The 15,433-nt window shown below is 64.8% G+C and carries 11 protein-coding genes; 5 read left to right on the plus strand and 6 right to left on the minus strand.

The annotated features are described in order from the left end of the window. Positions 1-5 precede the first annotated feature (5 nt). The gene (locus ACVOLL_RS03635) at positions 6-884 is read left to right on the plus strand and encodes an AraC family transcriptional regulator (protein ID WP_481511625.1); all 879 of its coding nucleotides are present in this window, start codon (positions 6-8) and stop codon (positions 882-884) included. On the opposite strand, the gene ybaL is transcribed toward ACVOLL_RS03635, so the two are convergent. The 4 genes from ybaL to ACVOLL_RS03655 form a co-directional block, all read right to left on the minus strand. Next, positions 860-2,572 carry a YbaL family putative K(+) efflux transporter gene (ybaL, locus tag ACVOLL_RS03640; RefSeq protein ID WP_481511626.1) on the minus strand — a complete coding sequence of 571 codons (1,713 nt, stop codon included), beginning with the start codon at positions 2,570-2,572 and terminating at the stop codon, positions 860-862. The two genes, ACVOLL_RS03635 and ybaL, sit on opposite strands and share 25 nt — an antisense overlap. 142 nt (positions 2,573-2,714) lie before the next feature. Next, complete coding sequence (locus ACVOLL_RS03645) at positions 2,715-3,872, minus strand: MFS transporter (RefSeq protein ID WP_481511627.1); 1,158 nt, start codon at positions 3,870-3,872, stop codon at positions 2,715-2,717. Beyond that, complete coding sequence (locus ACVOLL_RS03650; protein ID WP_481511628.1) at positions 3,869-5,092, minus strand: MFS transporter; 1,224 nt, start codon at positions 5,090-5,092, stop codon at positions 3,869-3,871. The genes ACVOLL_RS03645 and ACVOLL_RS03650 overlap by 4 nt, the downstream gene beginning before the upstream one ends. Continuing rightward, positions 5,092-6,282, minus strand: a complete 1,191-nt coding sequence (locus ACVOLL_RS03655) for a serine hydrolase domain-containing protein (protein WP_481511629.1) — start codon at positions 6,280-6,282, stop codon at positions 5,092-5,094. Before ACVOLL_RS03655 ends, ACVOLL_RS03650 begins: the two co-directional genes overlap by 1 nt. A gap of 121 nt (positions 6,283-6,403) precedes the next feature. On the opposite strand from ACVOLL_RS03655, the gene ACVOLL_RS03660 reads away from it, so the two are divergent. Beyond that, a complete protein-coding gene (locus ACVOLL_RS03660; protein WP_481511630.1) occupies positions 6,404-7,297 on the plus strand; it encodes a LysR family transcriptional regulator in 894 nt (297 codons plus the stop codon). A gap of 123 nt (positions 7,298-7,420) precedes the next feature. On the opposite strand, the gene ACVOLL_RS03665 is transcribed toward ACVOLL_RS03660, so the two are convergent. After that, positions 7,421-9,799, minus strand: a complete 2,379-nt coding sequence (locus tag ACVOLL_RS03665; protein WP_481511631.1) for a TonB-dependent receptor plug domain-containing protein — start codon at positions 9,797-9,799, stop codon at positions 7,421-7,423. Positions 9,800-10,111: 312 nt separating this feature from the next. Between ACVOLL_RS03665 and ACVOLL_RS03670 the strand changes: the two genes are divergently transcribed. Continuing rightward, entirely contained in the window at positions 10,112-11,989 is a 1,878-nt protein-coding gene (locus tag ACVOLL_RS03670; RefSeq protein WP_481511632.1) for an ABC-F family ATP-binding cassette domain-containing protein, read from the plus strand. 138 nt (positions 11,990-12,127) lie between these two features. Here the strand turns inward: ACVOLL_RS03670 and ACVOLL_RS03675 are convergent, their stop codons facing one another. After that, on the minus strand, positions 12,128-13,003 hold the full coding sequence (locus tag ACVOLL_RS03675; protein WP_481511633.1) for a LysR family transcriptional regulator: 876 nt from the start codon (positions 13,001-13,003) through the stop codon (positions 12,128-12,130). Positions 13,004-13,170: 167 nt separating this feature from the next. Here ACVOLL_RS03675 and blaCESS point away from each other — a divergent pair, with 167 nt between their 5' ends. Next, positions 13,171-14,070 carry a CESS family extended-spectrum class A beta-lactamase gene (blaCESS, locus tag ACVOLL_RS03680; protein ID WP_481511634.1) on the plus strand — a complete coding sequence of 300 codons (900 nt, stop codon included), beginning with the start codon at positions 13,171-13,173 and terminating at the stop codon, positions 14,068-14,070. A 73-nt stretch (positions 14,071-14,143) separates the two neighbouring features. Then, positions 14,144-15,391, plus strand: coding sequence for a cation:proton antiporter (locus ACVOLL_RS03685; RefSeq protein ID WP_481511635.1), 1,248 nt, complete (start codon positions 14,144-14,146; stop codon positions 15,389-15,391). Positions 15,392-15,433: the final 42 nt, after the last annotated feature.

Here is a 15,433-nt window from a genome sequence, read left to right on the forward strand (position 1 = left end):
CCGCAATGAAAGCCAATGTCGCGCAGTTGCCTCGCCTGGACCGGGTCATCGCTTGCCTGCAGCAAAGCATCGATGTCGGCGGGCCATTGCCGGATCTGGATGCACTGGCGGCCATCGCCCATTACTCGCCGTTCCATTTCCATCGTGTGTACCGCGCACTGACTGGCGAAACCATTGGCCGCACCGTGCAGCGGCTGCGCGTGGTCAAGGCTCTGCAACGCTTGGCGCATAGCGATGCCAGTGTCACCGAGATCGCGCTGTTGGCGGGTTACGACACACCGCAAGCCTTGGCGCGGGTGCTGCGCGAAACGGTGGATGCCAGCGCCAGTGAGTTGCGGGAAGATCCCAGGCGTTTGGCCGCCAGTATCGAGCAGCTGTCACGGCCATTGCCGCCAGCCGAACAGCCCGCGCCGCTGAGCGTGGAGGTCGTCACTCTGGAACCCTTCGAAGTGGTGGCGCTGCGCGCGCGCGGGGCCTTCGACGACCTGGATGGCGTGTTCGGCGAACTGTTCGGCTGGGCTGCGGAGCAGGGCCTGGTCGAGCAGCTGCAGCAGCTGATCGGCGTGCCGCTGGGCGACCACCGCGAGCTGCCCGCCGAGGAGCTGCTGTTCGATTGCGCGCTTGCGCTGGATGCGGAACTGCCGGCGTTGCCGGAATCGCTGCAGTGCTTGGTGCTTGGCGGCGGCCGCATGGCGCGGCTGCGCCATGTCGGTAGCTACTCCCTGCTGGAAGATGCCACCGACCAGGTGTTGCGCGACTGGTTGCCAGGCAGCGGTCACGCCCTGCGCGATGCGCCGCTGCACTACCACTTCCTCGACGACCCGGAAGAAGTCCCCGAGGCCATCCTGCGCGCCGATATTTATGTCCCGCTGGCCGCCGGCTGAGGCATGCCCGGGCGCAGGCTGCGGTAGGGCGGGGTGGACATGATCATCTCCGCCAGCGAATAAGCCAGCTCGCGCTCGGCCATTACCGTGCCATCGGCGCCGTGGTCGAGCAGATGCTTGACCTCGGCATCGCTGTGCGCGCGCGCCAGCAGGGTCAGGTTGGGGTTGATGGCGCGCAGCTTGGCCAGTACCTCGCCCGATTCCAGCGGCTGCGGAATCGCCAGCACCGCAATCGTCGCCCGTTCGGGATGGGCCTCGGCCAGCACCTTGTCCGAAGCAGCGCTACCACGGATGCCGGGAATACCGGCAGCGTGCGCACGTTCCACATGCTCGCGGTTGTCGTCGATCACCAGCACCGGCACGCCGCGGTCGCGCAGCACCTGGGCCAGCTCGCTGCCGACCCTGCCATAGCCGACCACGATGGCGTGGTCCTGCAGGTCCAGCGATGGACCCGGTGGGATTTCGGGCACTTCCGGTACCGGCGTGGTTTCCTTGTGGCGTGCCTGCCAGCGGTCGAGCAGGCCGAACACCACCGGGTTGAGCATGATCGATACCAGTGCGCCGGCCAGTACCAGCGATTGCCCGGTTGGCGGCAGGATCTTCAGCGCCACGCCGAGGCCGGCGATGATGAAAGCGAACTCGCCGATCTGCGCCAGCGAGGCGGAAATGGTCAGCGCGGTGCTCTTGGAATGGCCGAACGCACGCACGATGAAGAAGGCTGCGGCCGACTTGCCGAACATGATGATCAATACGGTCGCCAGCACCTGCCAGGGATGCTCGACGATGATCATCGGGTTGAACAGCATGCCGACCGAGACGAAGAACAACACCGCGAACGCATCGCGCAACGGCAGCGAATCGTGCGCCGCCTTGTGGCTGAGCTCGGATTCGTTGAGCATCATGCCGGCGAAGAACGCACCCAGCGCGAACGACACGCCGAACAGGGCGGCGGCGCCGAATGCCACACCCAGGGCAATCGCCAGCACGCACAGGGTGAACAGTTCGCGCGAACCGGTGCCGGCCACTTTCTCCAGCACCCACGGGATCACCCGGCGCCCGACCACCAGCATCACCGCCACGAACAGGCCCAGCTGCACGAAGGTCCAGCCAATCGAGGCCAGCAGCCCGCCGATGGACAACTCCTTGCCGGTCGCGTCAGGGCCGAATACCTCGGCGATCACCGGCATCATCACCAGTGCCAGCACACAGGCCAGGTCTTCAACGATCAACCAGCCGACCGCGATCTTGCCGCGCTTGGTTTCCAGCAGGCGGCGTTCTTCCATCGCCCGCAGCAGCACCACGGTGGAGGCGGTGGCCAGCGAGAAACCGAAAATCACGCCATGCAGCACTGGCCAGCCCATCAGCGTGGCCACGCCCCAGCCAAGCAGGGTGGCGACCAGGATCTGGCCGATGGCACCTGGGATGGCGATGGCCTTGACCGCCATCAAGTCCTTCAACGAGAAGTGCAGGCCAACCCCGAACATCAGCAGCATCACCCCGATTTCAGCCAGCTGGTTGGCCAGCGCCTGGTCGGCGACAAAGCCCGGGGTGAACGGCCCCACGATGACACCGGCAATCAGATAGCCCACCAGCGGCGACAGCCGCAGTTTGTTGGCCAGGGCACCAAGCACGAAGGCCAGGCCCAAGCCGATGGCAAGCATGTTGATCAGGGCGGTGTCATGGTGCATCAGGGCTCGCTGGGTCGGGTGGGGATGTCTCGATTCTAAAGGTGCTACCGGTGTACATGCGGCTAAATGCCGGAAATATCCGATATTTTTTTGGAATTGAGGGTTGCGATGGCACCCTTGAAGACCGCACGCACTGCGTCCTTCATGCAGTACGAGCGGCCTGCCATGGCTTCCTGGCCAGCACCGTGACGGCCGCCAACGCGGCAAACAACCAGCCACTCCAGATGATTCCATCCATCCCCAGGACGCCGATGAGGCTGCCACCCAGCGCGGCGCCCAACATCACGCCGAGGTTGGCGGCGGAAACATACAGGCTGGTGGCGAACTCGGGTGCCTCGGGCGCGGCCGAGCTCATCCACATCTGGCTGACGATCAATCCGCTGGCGTGGGTTGCACCCCACAGCAGGCAGATCGGCAGCATCCCTGCCAACGCCGGTGAGGCGAAGCGCAGCAGTACCGCATAGGCCGCCGCAAGCAGTACCGGATATGCCAGCACGGTCCAGCCAAGCTGGCGGTCCAAGGCGCGGCCTGCCAACAGGTTGCCAAGTACGCCGCCCACACCGAAGACGCCGAGCAGCAGGCTGATCGTCTCGCCGTCCAGCTTGGCTTGCCGGGCGAGGTACTCGGCCGCATAGCTGTAGACCGAGAACATCGCGGCGAACACGCATACCGCGGTTGCGATCGACAGCCACACCTTGCTCCGGCGCAGCACGACCAGCGGATTGGCGGTCATCGCCTGCGTTGCTCCACGCCCATCAGGCAGCTTGATCCACAGGCCGATGGCAGCTGCCAGATTGACCGCCGCGCAGAACAGGAACGGGGCTTCGTAGGACAACGTGGCTCCGATCCAGCTTGCCACCGGCACGCCCAGCACCAGTCCCAATGTCGTGCCGGAGAAGGCCAGCGCAGTGGCATGCGCCGCGCGTTGCGGCGGATAAAGCGCGACAGCGGAGGCGAAGGCCATCGAGAAGAACACCGGGTGCAGCAGGGCACAGGGCACACGCAGCGCCATCAATACCGCGAAGCTGGGTGCCCAGGCTGACAGCAGGCTGCACAGGCTGAAGACCAGCAAGGACGCCACCAGCACCTTGCGACGGTCGAAGCGACCAAACCACAGCACCAGCGCAGGCCCGCACAATGCAACCACCGCTGCGAACAGCGCGACCAGCCAACCGGCCTGGGCCACGCTGATGCCATGGCGCTGGATGATGGCTGGCAGGATGCCGACCACGCTGAACTCGACGGCATAAAGCCCGAACAGCCCCAAGGCAATGAAGAACAGCGCACTGGACCTGTTCATGGCTGCGCCTCGCCGCGGCCGCCCTGCGCCGCTTTGGCAGCACGGGACGAAGCATCGGCGGCTGCAAATCCATGGCGTCTGGCGAACCAAACCACCACCAGCGTTGCCAGCAACAGCACCAGCAGCACGGGGGCGAACGCAGCAACGCCCCAGCGCCCGAGCACCGCGCCGCCGATGATGCCGCCACCGGCGATTGCCGCGTTCCAGGCAGTGACCAGCATGGATTGGGCGACATCGGCGGCGTCTCCGGCAGTCTTTGCCAGCGCCGTCTGGAACAGCGTCGCGGCACCGCCGAAGGCCAGCCCCCACACCGCCACTGCCGCATAGACCACCAGCGGCGCCTCACTGGCCAGCCCCAATGCCAATGCGGCCGTGCCGAACAGTACGGTACTGGCAAGCGTCAACGCGCGCAGGTGCTGATCGACCAGTACGCCGACGATCCAGATACCCAGCAGTGAGGTCATGCCGAACACCAACAGCACCAGGTCGGTGCGCTCGCCCATGCCTGCCGCGGTCAGGAATGGCGCGACGTAGGTGTAGAGGATGTTGTGTGCCAGCACGAAGCCCAGCACCACAAACAGCACCGGACGCACACCGGCGATGGAGAACACCTGTCGCAATGGCAGTTGCCGGTTTGCCGATTGCCCAGCGAAGTCCGGCACTTTGAACCGCACCCACAGCATCAGCACCAGCGCCAACAGGCTCATCGCGCCAAAACAGACCCGCCAGCCCAGCAGGTTGCCGAACAAGGTGCCGGCTGGCACACCCAGCGACAACGCCAGCGGCGTGCCCACCATCGCGATGGCAATGGCCTTGCCTTGTTGATGTGCCGGCACCATGCGCGCCGCATAGCCCGCCAGCAACGCCCACAACAGTCCGGCGGAGACGCCTGCCAGCAAGCGTGCCAGCATCGTCAGTGCGTAGCTGCTGGAGAAGGTGGTGACGGTATTGGCGATGGCGAAACCGGCGATCGCCGCCAGCAGCAATGGGCGACGGCGCACGCCCTGGGTCGCACTGGTCAGCGGAATCGCCGCAAGCAGCGAGCCGATGGCGTAGATCGTCACTGTCTGTCCGATCCATGCCTCGGACACGCCAAGGCCACGTGCCATCTGCGGCAACAGACCGGCCGGCAGTGCTTCGGTGAGGATGGTGATGAAGCCGGCCATCGCCAGTGCCAACAATGCGCCGAATGGCAGGCGCTCTGAGCTTGCGGCGCGCATCAACGTGGCTCCACTGTGGCGTAGACCGCATCGCGCAGCTCAGTGACGAAGCGACCGGACATGCCTTCGTACAATGTGTTGGTGAAGGCGACCACGCTCAGGCCCTGTGCCCGGTCCACGAACCAGGAGTGACCGTAGGCGCCGCCCCAGCGCCAGGTGCCCGGCGATTCCGGTGTGGCGGCAAGCGCCGGGTCGCGCAGCACGGAGAAGCCCAGGCCGAAGCCGAACCCCGGCGCGCTGGGCAGCTCCAGGCCAGCGGTCTGGTCGCGGCCCATTTCGGTGATCAGTTCGGTCGGCAGCAGGCTGTCGCCACCCACGCGCAGCGCTTCCAGCAGACGCAGCAGATCGCCGGCAGTGCCGGCCATGCCGGCGCCAGCCGAGGGGAAGGCCTGCGCATCGAAGATGCGCGCCGGGCTATAGCTGATGCCGATGGCGCCGTCGAAGGGCGAAACAATCTCACCTTCGGCCAGCAGGTGTGGCTGCGGGGCGTCGCTTACATAGGCAGTTGCCACGCGTTGCGGGTCGCCTGTGACGAAGCCGGTATCGCCCATGCCCAGCGGACCGGTGAGCAACTGCTGCACGGCCTGCTGCAGCGAAGTGCCATGGATGCGCTCGATCAACGCACCCAGCACATCGGTTGCCAGCGAGTAGCCCCACGCGCTGCCGGGCTCGTATGCCAGCGGTACTTCGGCGATGCGACGCAGGTTGTCCTGCAGGCTGATGCCGGAGGCATCCATGCCGTCGGAGACGCCGGCCCGTGCATACGGACCGTCCGTATCGGCTTCGAGAAAGCGGTAACTCAGACCGGCGGTATGGCTCAGCAGCTGCCGCGCGCTGATCCGAGCGGGACGGCCGTCGGCCAATCGCGGCCGGAATTCCGGCAGCCAGTGTTCGATGCCTGCCTCCAGCTCGAGTTTGCCCTGTGCCACCAACACCATGGCCGCAGTGGAAACGATGGGCTTGCTGACCGAAGCCAGCCGGAACACGGTGTCCACCCTCATCGGGCGCGCGCTGGCGCGGTCGGCGAGGCCGCTGGCCTGGCGGTGGATCAGCTCGCCGTTGCGGGCAACCAGCACCACGGCGCCGACCAGGCGTTGTTCGTCCAGTGCCTGCTGCACGACGGTCTGGATGGGAGCCAAAACCGGGTCAGGCGTGGCAGTTGAAGGTAGGGGGAACGCGGGGATCGTCATTGCGGCTGACTCGATGGAAAGGGCAGGCGGTGACGATAGGAATCCCCCGATTGAAGAAAAAGCAGGCTGCAGTTCCGTGATGCGCGGAATAAAATGTCCGCAATCAAACGGGCGGCGGATCATGGACAGCCTCAACGGCTTCGTGGTGTTTGTGCAGGTGGCCGAGACGCGCAGCTTCGTCGCGGCCGGGCGTGAGCTCGGGGTGTCGGCCTCGGCGATCGGCAAGAGCGTGGCGCGGCTGGAAGAGAAGCTGGGGGTGCGCCTGTTCCATCGCAGCACCCGCAGCGTGACCCTCACCGCCGAAGGCACGCTATTCCTGGAGCGCAGCCGCCGCATCCTGGCCGAGATTGATGCCGCCGAGCTGGAGCTCTCGCAGGCCAGCGCGGCGCCACGCGGACGCCTGCGGGTGAGCCTGCCGTTGGTGAGCTCGCTGATGCTGCCGGTGCTGGGCGAATTCATGCGCGCCTATCCACAGATCGAGCTGGACCTGGACTTCACCGACCGCATGGTCGATGTCATCGAGGAGGGCTTCGATGCGGTGGTGCGCACCGGCGAACCGGCTGATTCACGCTTGTCGGCACGCCGTCTGGGCAGTTTCCACATGCGGCTGGTGGCGTCGCCGGACTATCTGGCGCGCTGCGGCGTGCCGCAGACCCCAGCCGACCTTGAGCAGCACAGCTGCCTGCACTATCGCTTCCCCAACAGCGGCAAGCTGGAGGCCTGGGCGCTGCGGCGCGAGCCGGGCGAGGCCGAGCTGCAACTGCCGACTTCGATGATCTGCAACAACATCGAGACGCGCGTGTGCTTCGCGCTGCGCGGGCTGGGGATTGCCTACCTGCCGGACTTCGCCATCCGCGAGCCGCTGGCTGCTGGTTTGCTGCAGCCGATCCTGGTCGATCAGGTGGGTGGAGCCGGTGTTTTCAATGTGTTGTGGCCGGCCAGCAAGTACCCGTCGCCGAAGGTGCGGGCGCTGGTGGACTTCCTCTGTGCGAAGGTGTTTCCAAACGCTGTCTGAGGTAGTCCTCGCGTCGCAACGCGTTGTGGCCCGGCGACTGCGATCCAGCACAAAGAAGGTGCCCCGGTTTCCCAGGGCATCTTCCTTTCACGACATCAAACCGGGCACAACATCAATCCGGTCTTACCAGGTGTAGCTGATACGGCCGTACACGTAAGCGCCGTTGAAACCATACGGCGAGTAGTTGCTGTACGGCAGCATGCCCCAGGTCGAGTTCTGCAGGTCGGCGGTGCGGTCCGGGTACTGGTCCAGCAGGTTGTCCGCACCCACGGTCAGCTTCCAGTTTTCGCTGGGCTTGAAGCTGGCCGAGGCGTCCACTACCCAGCTGGCGTCGTAGGTCTGGTCGCGGGCAGCAGTGGCCGAGTTGCGCACGGTGAAGCTGCCGTAGCGGGTGGCCGACAGACCCAGCTCCCAGCGGTCCGAGCGCCAGGTGCCGCTGACGATGGCCTTGTCACGCGGGAAGCTGTCCTCGATGCGGCCGATTTCGTCGCGACCGATCAGCGACTGGGTAATGCCCAGGCTGCCGAACACTGCCGGCGAAGCGATGAACTTCTTCACCTCGGTCTCGTTGTAGCTGTAGGCAGCGGTCAGCTCCAGATTGCTGGCGGCAAACGGAATGGTGTAGCTGGATACCGCATCGACACCGCGGGTGCGGGTGTCCACGCCATTGGTGAAGTAGGAAAACGCAGTGACCTGCGGCAGCCCCAGACCGGCCAGCAACGCGTTGGCGGCGGCGTTGGTGGTGATGTTGGTGGAAAGCACGATGCGATCGTCGATGTCGATCTGGTAGGCATCGACGGTCAGGTACAGGCGCTCGACCGGCTGCACGACCAGGCCGATGCTGTAGGAGGTGGAGCTTTCGGCCTTCAGCGGGCTGGCACCCAGCGCCTGTGCGGCACGGCTGGTGGTGGGGAAGGTGCCACGGTCAACGAAGTTGCCGTTGATGATGGTGCTGGTTACCGCCTGGTAGCTCTGCTGGGCCAGCGACGGTGCGCGGAAACCACTGGACGCGGTGGCACGCAGCGCAACCTTGTCGGTGAAGGCGTAGCGGGCCGACAGCTTGCCGGAGAACTTGTCGCCGAAGTCCGAGTAGTCCTCGTAGCGACCGGTCAGGCCGGCGGAGAACTTCTCGGTCAGGTCGGCTTCGAGCCCGGCATAGACGGCGTAGTTGTGGCGATCGTTATGTACTTCGTTGGTCGGGGTGAAGCCGCCGAAACCCTGCGCGCCGCTGCCGGTATAGGAGTTCAGCTCACCGGCGTTCTGTTCCCACTTCTCACGACGGTATTCACCACCGAAGGACAGCGTGACCGGGTAGGCCAGGCCCCAATCCAGCGACTTGGTGATGTCCGCGTTGAAGATGTCCTGCTGGTACTTCAGCGTGCCGTCGTAGAACGAGGTCGGGCTGTTCACACCCAGGCTGTAGTTGATGCTGTTGCGGGTGTGGAAATCCAGGGTGTTTTCACCATGGTTGACGCTGACATCCCAGGTCCAGCCGCTCTCGGTATTGCCCTTGACGCCGGCCACCAGCGAGCGGTCCTTGGAGTACTGGTTGATCTGCGGCACATAGCCGTCCGGGTAGGTCTGCGCCAGCAGCGCAGTCTGGCCGCTGTGGTTGGGCGAACGGTAGAACGCGAACGAGGTGATGTCGCGGTTGCTCAGCAGCGCGCTGGCGTAGGCACTGATGTTGTCGCTGAAGTTGAAGCTGGCATTGACCGAGGCGGCGGTGGCATCCACGCGCGGGTCGCCGACCACGAAGGTCTTCTCGCCGATGGACGGGAAGTTGCCGGTATTCGGCGCGGTGCCGCGGTAAGGACCGGCGCGGTTGCTTTCGTCCTGCTGGCTGACCTGACCGGCGAAATGCACGCTGCCACGGCCATCGGCGAAGCTGACGCCAGTGTCGCCGGAGAGCTGGTACTTGTTGCCATCACCGGCCGAATACTGGCCGTAATCCACGGCCAGGCTGCCGCCCTTGCCGCTGCCCTTGAGCACGATGTTGACCACACCGGCGATGGCGTCCGAGCCGTACTGGGCGGAGGCGCCGTCACGCAGCACTTCCACGCGCTCGATGGCGGCGATCGGAATGGCGTTGATGTCGACTGCGGAAGAACCACGGCCGATGCTGCCGTTGACGTTGATCATCGCCGAGGTGTGGCGGCGCTTGCCGTTGACCAGCACCAGCACCTGGTCAGGTGAGAGGCCGCGCAGCTGCGCCGGGCGGATGCCGCTGGTGCCGTCGGTCAGGGCCGGGCGCGGGAAGTTCAGCGAAGGCAGGGCGCGTGACAGCGCGGTGGCCAGCTCGCCGGTGCCGGTGGACTGCAGGGCTTCCGGGGTGATGATGTCGATCGGGGACTGCGATTCGGCCACGGTGCGGTCGGCGACGCGGGTACCGGTGACGATCACGGTATCCAGGGTATTGGCGGCGGTCTGGGCCAAGGCGGGGAGGGCCGGGGCGCCAAGGGCGATGGCAATGGCGACGGCGAGGGTGCTGGACGTGCGGTTCATCAGGTTGCAGCTCCGGTTTTGAATGGCGGCATCTTCGGTGGCGCGGGGGGGACGAAAGTTGCTGCGCGCCATTGCGAATTAATGGAATTTTTACCTCGTGTCAAACCGGATGGTTAGGCTAAATTATTGCTTTCGAAAGCTTTTTTCAGTTCAACAAGGCGATTTGGCAATACAGGTACTTGCTTCCTGTCAGGCAACGCTGTTCAGGCGCGTGCGATATCAGGAGGTGAGTCAAGTATTGGTTAACGTTAGAATTGCGTCGCAGGAATGCTGCTCACATGCACATTCCTTTTCGTTATAACGGACCTATTCATGATTTCCCTTCGTAATTTCGCCCTTCGCCGGGGCGAGCGCCTGCTGTTGTCCAACGTAGACCTCACCCTGCATGCCGGCTATCGCGTAGGCGTGGTGGGCCGTAATGGCGCGGGTAAATCCAGCCTGTTTGCTGCCGTGCGTGGTGAACTGGAAGCCGACAAGGGCGACGTCTCGCTGCCCGGCAAGATCCGCATTGCCGACGTTGCCCAGGAAACCCCGGCGCTGGCCGACCGCGCCATCGACTACGTGCTCGGCGGTGACGATGTGGTCGCCGCGGTGTTGCAGGAAGAAGCTGCTGCTGCCGCGCGCGAGGACTGGGAAGCCGTCGCCAACGCCCATCAGAAGATGGCCGAGCTCAATGCCTATGACGCCGAAGCGCGTGCAGGCAAGCTGCTGCACGGTTTGGGCTTCCCGGCCGATACGCATGAGCGCCCGGTTGCGGCGTTCTCCGGCGGCTGGCGTGCGCGTTTGAACCTCGCCCGCGCGCTGATGATGCCGAGCGACCTGCTGCTGCTCGATGAGCCGACCAACCACTTGGATCTGGACGCCGTGTACTGGCTGGAACAGTGGCTGCTGAAGTACCCGGGCACGCTGCTGCTGATCTCGCATGACCGCGAGTTCCTCGACAACGTTGCCACGCATACCCTGCACCTGCACAGCGGCACCGCCAAGCTCTACCCGGGCGGTTACACCGACTTCGAACGTCAGCGTGCCGAGCATCTGCGCCAGCAGCAGATCACGCATGAGAAGGAGCAGGCCGAACGCGCGCATCTGCAGAGCTTCATCGACCGCTTCAAGGCGCAGGCCAGCAAGGCCACCCAGGCGCAGAGCCGGATGAAGCGCCTGGCCAAGATGGCCGGTACCGAAGCGGTGCGCGCCGAGCGCGAGTTCCGCATCGAGTTCTCGCCGCCGGCCAAGCTGCCGTTCTCGCTGATCCGCCTCAACGACGTCACCGCTGGCTACGGCCCGGACGCGGTGATCCTGGACAACGTCGGCTTCGGCCTGGAAGCCGGCCAGCGTGTTGGCCTGCTCGGCCCGAACGGCGCCGGTAAGACCACGTTGGTGAAATCGCTGGTCGGTGATCTGGAACTGCTGGCCGGTGACCGCATGGCCCATCCGGACCTGCAGATTGGTTACTTCGCCCAGCACACGGTCGAGTCGCTGCACGCCGGCATGACGCCGATGGATCACTTCCGTGAGATCGCACCGGACGGCGTCAACCAGTCGTTCCGTGATTTCCTCGGCAAGTGGAACTTCCCCGGTGATCGCGCGTTCGAGACCGTGGATGGTTTCTCCGGTGGCGAGCGTGCGCGTCTGGCACTGGCCCTGATCGCCTGGCAGCAGCCGAACGTGCTGCTGCTCGACGAACCGACCAACCACCTTGATCTGGAAATGCGCGAGGCCTTGGCTGAAGCGCTGTCGTTGTTTGAAGGCGCGATCGTGATGGTCTCGCATGACCGCCATCTGATCGGTCTGGTCTGCGATACGTTCTGGCGTGTGGCCGACGGTGTGGTCGAACCGTTTGCCGGCGACCTGGACGAATACGCGCAGTGGCTGCGTACCCGTGCCAGCGCGCAGGGTGCACGCACCAAGAGCGACCGCCAGGAAAAGCCTGCAGCTGCAGTACCGGTTGCGCAGGTGGCTGCGGCCAAGCCGGCGTCGAACAAGAAGCCGGTCAACCCGCACAAGCTGGAAGCGGCCGAGAAGAAGGTCGAGCAGCTCGGTGCATCGCTGGCTGAGGTGGATGCGCAGTTGGCCGATTCCGGCAACTACGCCGACGCAGCGAAGATGGCCAGGCTGGGTAGCGAGCGGGAAGTGCTGGCGCAGCAGCTGGAGCAGGCCGAGGCAGCGTGGATGGAGATGCTGGAGGATTGAGCGTCGCAGGCGCGGCCCAAGCCGCGAAGCGATGCCACTGTAGAGCCGAGCCATGCTCGGCTGGGGCTTTACCGTTGATGCACTTGCCGAGCATGGCTCGGCACTACAGGTGACGTCCTTGCCGAGCATGGCTCGGCACTACAGATCCAATTGCCCCTGCGCCTGCAACCATAGCCGGAAGCGTCGCAGCGGCTCGCGCTCCTGTCGTGAACGCAGCCTCGTCAACCAATACCTGCCCAACGACAAGGTCTGCGCGAAGGGCTGCAACAGCCGGCCCTCGGCCAGGTCCTGCTCGAACATGCGCAGCGGTAGCAGCGCTACGCCAGCACCGGCGGCTGCAGCACTGGCCAAGGTCAAAGACGAATCAAATACCGTGCCGCGTGCTTCCACGCCGCTGACGCCAGCCTGCTGCAACCAACGCGGCCATTCGTCATTGCGATATGAACGCAGCAGCGGCACGTTGCCAAGATCACGCGGCTGTCGCAGTTTCCGAGCCACTGCCGGCGCGCACAGTGGCGCGAACGGGGTATCCACGATCGGTGTGCAGTCCTGTCCCTGCCAGTCGCCATCGCCAAATCGGATTGCCAGGTCCAGGCCTTCGCCAGCCAGATCGATGCGGTTGTTATGGGTCTGCACGCGCAGCTCGATATCCGGATGCGCAACCTCGAACTCAGGCAGGCGCGGCAGCAGCCAGCCGGTGGCGAATGTGCCGACCACGCCTACGGTCAGTACTTCACGGAAGCGCCCGCCGGTGAAGCGGTCCAGTGCGATCGCCATGCGGTCGAAACTCTCGGTCAGCACCGGGTATAGCGCTGCGCCTTCGTCGGTCAGGGCCACGCCGCGCGGTAGCCGGTGGAACAGGCTGACCTGCAGGCGGTCCTCCAGTCCACGGATCTGGTGACTCAATGCCGCCTGGCTGACGCACAGCTCCAGGGCAGCTCGGGTGAAGTTCAGATGGCGGGCAGCGGCCTCGAAGGCACGCAGGGCGTTGAGGGGTAGCTGGGGTCGAATCATGGCGCAGTCATGACGAAACTTGATGGTCGTCCACATTATTCCGCGTCCAGTGACCGAATTTCCGCCTGAGCTACAAATTTAACTAATGGCTGGCGATGATTATTCGCGATGGTCGCAGGCGGCATCGGCGGGCAAGATCAGCCCGATCACGCCCAAGGAGAGTCGCAATGCTTGCTCGTCGTCAGTTCCTCACGCTTGGCGGTGCCGCCTTGGCCAGCGCCTTGATACCGGCCGCGTTTGCGCGCGCTGGTGGCGCTGCAATCCCGGTGCCGGTGGCAGTCAGTGACGCCGACTTCGCCGCGCTTGAGAAAGCCAGTGGCGGCCGGCTGGGGGTCTGCCTCTGGAACCCGGCCAGTGGCGCCCGCTATGGACACCGCATCGACGAACGCTTCCCCATGTGCAGCACGGTCAAGTTTCCCTTGGCCGCAGCGGTCCTGCGCCGTGCGGATGCCGGCCAGTTGTCGCTGGACCAGCGCGTGCCGGTGCGGGCGAGCGACATCATTGACCATTCGCCGTTCACCGAGCGCCACGTTGGCAAGAGCATGGCCGTGCGCGATCTGTGCCGGGCCACGATGATCGTCAGCGACAACGCGGCAGCCAATCTGCTGCTGCCGCTGATCGGCGGTCCGGCCGGGCTTACCGCCTTCCTGCGTGAGTACGGCGATCGCGTCACCCTGAGCGCACGCAACGAGCCCGAGCTCAACCGCTTTGCGCCCGGCGACCCACGCGACACCACCAGCCCGGCGGCGATGGCCGGCAATCTGCAACGCTTGCTGCTTGGCGATGTGCTCAGCGAGGCATCGCGTCAGCAGTTGGCCGATTGGCTGATCGACAACCAGACTGGTGACGCGCGCCTGCGTGCCGGGCTGCCAACGGGCTGGCGGGTTGGCGACAAGACCGGCAGCAATGGCCGCGATACCACCAACGACATTGCCGCGCTGTGGCCGCTGGCCGGTGGTACGCCATGGCTGCTGACCAGCTACCTGCAGGGTTCTGCACTGGATGATGACGGCAGGAATGGCATCCTGCGCCAGGTAGGGGAGCTGGCCGGCGCCCGCCTGCGTTGACAGTTTTTCCGTCGGCGCGGCAACCATCGGCCTGCGTGACCCCGGGGCATCCGCTGCAGAGGAAATCGGCGCCATGAGCAGGGAAGTAATCTATCTATTGTTGATTTTCGCGCTGTTGGTCATTCCGCGCGCATTGCAGCGTTTCAATATTCCCGCGCCGCTGACCTGTCTGGTATTCGGCATCGGCGCGATGCTGTGGCTGGGTGACGGTTCGCATGATCCGGTGGTCAACCTGCTTGCCACCTTGGGCATTTCCTCACTGTTCCTGTTTGCCGGCCTGGAAGTGGATCTGGCCGACCTGCGCAAGGGCATGTGGCCGTTGCTGACCCATCTGTTGATCCGTAGTGCCACGCTCACCGGCGTGGCTTGGTTGGCATGGCATTACGCCGGCTTGCCCTGGCAGGCGGCGGCTCTGCTTGCGCTGGCGCTGCTGACCCCCTCCACTGGCTTCATCATGGATTCGCTGTCCCAGCTCGGTCTGGATGATGCAGAGCGTTTCTGGGTCAGCAGCAAGGCCATTGCCGGCGAGTTGTTGGCGCTTGCCGCTTTGTTCGTGGTGCTGCAGGCCGGCGATCCCATGCATATGGCGCTGTCGAGCCTGGCCTTGGTGGCGATGATGGTGGGCCTGCCGTTGCTGTTCATCGGGCTGGGCCGGTGGGTGGCGCCGCATGCGCCGGGCTCGGAGTTCTCCTTGCTGGTGATGGTTGGCATGCTGGCCGCCTACATCACCTACGGGCTGGGTGTGTACTACCTGGTTGGTGCGTTTATCGCCGGACTGGTGGCGCGGCTGCTGCAGCAGCGCATGCCGTCATTGGCTTCGCACGAAAACCTGCATGCCTTGCGTTTGTTTTCTTCATTCTTCGTGCCGTTCTACTTCTTCAACTCGGGCACCAAGGTGCCAGCTGAAGCCTTGAGTTTTGAAGCTTTGGGCCTGGGTCTGTTGATCACCCTGGTGGTGCTGCCGTTGCGTATCGCGGTGATCTGGCTGCAGCGCCGGCTGCTGTTCGGCGAGAGCTTCCGCACCAGCCTGCGGGTTGCCTTGGCGCTTTCGCCGACGCTGATCTTCACCCTGGTGCTGGCGGCGATCATGCGCGAGCGCTTTGCGATCTCGCCGGTGCTGTTCGGCGCCTTGCTGTTGTATGCCGCATTGACCACGCTGCTGCCGTCGCTGGTGTTCCGACGGCCGATGGATGTGGACCCGCTCAGCAACGAGAGTACTGAAGCCGCCGATCCCGATGTCGTAAGAGAAACTGTGGTTGATGAAGGTGAAGCGATTTCGGATTCGTCATCAGCACCCAACTCTTACGTACCGGAGCGTTGAGCCGCGCTTATCATCCCCATGGCGGACACGGCCTCGCAATGT

The sequence above is a fragment of the Stenotrophomonas sp. STEN035 genome, from assembly GCF_056759935.1.

Excerpts from the sequence above, each read along its gene's own strand:
- ACVOLL_RS03650 (WP_481511628.1), bottom strand. The coding sequence starts at position 5,092 with ATGCGCGCCGCAAGCTCAGAGCGCCTGCCATTCGGCGCATTGTTGGCA.
- ybaL (WP_481511626.1), bottom strand. The coding sequence starts at position 2,572 with ATGCACCATGACACCGCCCTGATCAACATGCTTGCCATCGGCTTGGGC.
- ACVOLL_RS03670 (WP_481511632.1), top strand. The coding sequence starts at position 10,112 with ATGATTTCCCTTCGTAATTTCGCCCTTCGCCGGGGCGAGCGCCTGCTG.
- ACVOLL_RS03635 (WP_481511625.1), top strand. The coding sequence starts at position 6 with ATGAAAGCCAATGTCGCGCAGTTGCCTCGCCTGGACCGGGTCATCGCT.
- blaCESS (WP_481511634.1), top strand. The coding sequence starts at position 13,171 with ATGCTTGCTCGTCGTCAGTTCCTCACGCTTGGCGGTGCCGCCTTGGCC.
- ACVOLL_RS03685 (WP_481511635.1), top strand. The coding sequence starts at position 14,144 with ATGAGCAGGGAAGTAATCTATCTATTGTTGATTTTCGCGCTGTTGGTC.
- ACVOLL_RS03645 (WP_481511627.1), bottom strand. The coding sequence starts at position 3,872 with ATGAACAGGTCCAGTGCGCTGTTCTTCATTGCCTTGGGGCTGTTCGGG.
- ACVOLL_RS03655 (WP_481511629.1), bottom strand. The coding sequence starts at position 6,282 with ATGACGATCCCCGCGTTCCCCCTACCTTCAACTGCCACGCCTGACCCG.
- ACVOLL_RS03665 (WP_481511631.1), bottom strand. The coding sequence starts at position 9,799 with ATGAACCGCACGTCCAGCACCCTCGCCGTCGCCATTGCCATCGCCCTT.
- ACVOLL_RS03660 (WP_481511630.1), top strand. The coding sequence starts at position 6,404 with ATGGACAGCCTCAACGGCTTCGTGGTGTTTGTGCAGGTGGCCGAGACG.
- ACVOLL_RS03675 (WP_481511633.1), bottom strand. The coding sequence starts at position 13,003 with ATGATTCGACCCCAGCTACCCCTCAACGCCCTGCGTGCCTTCGAGGCC.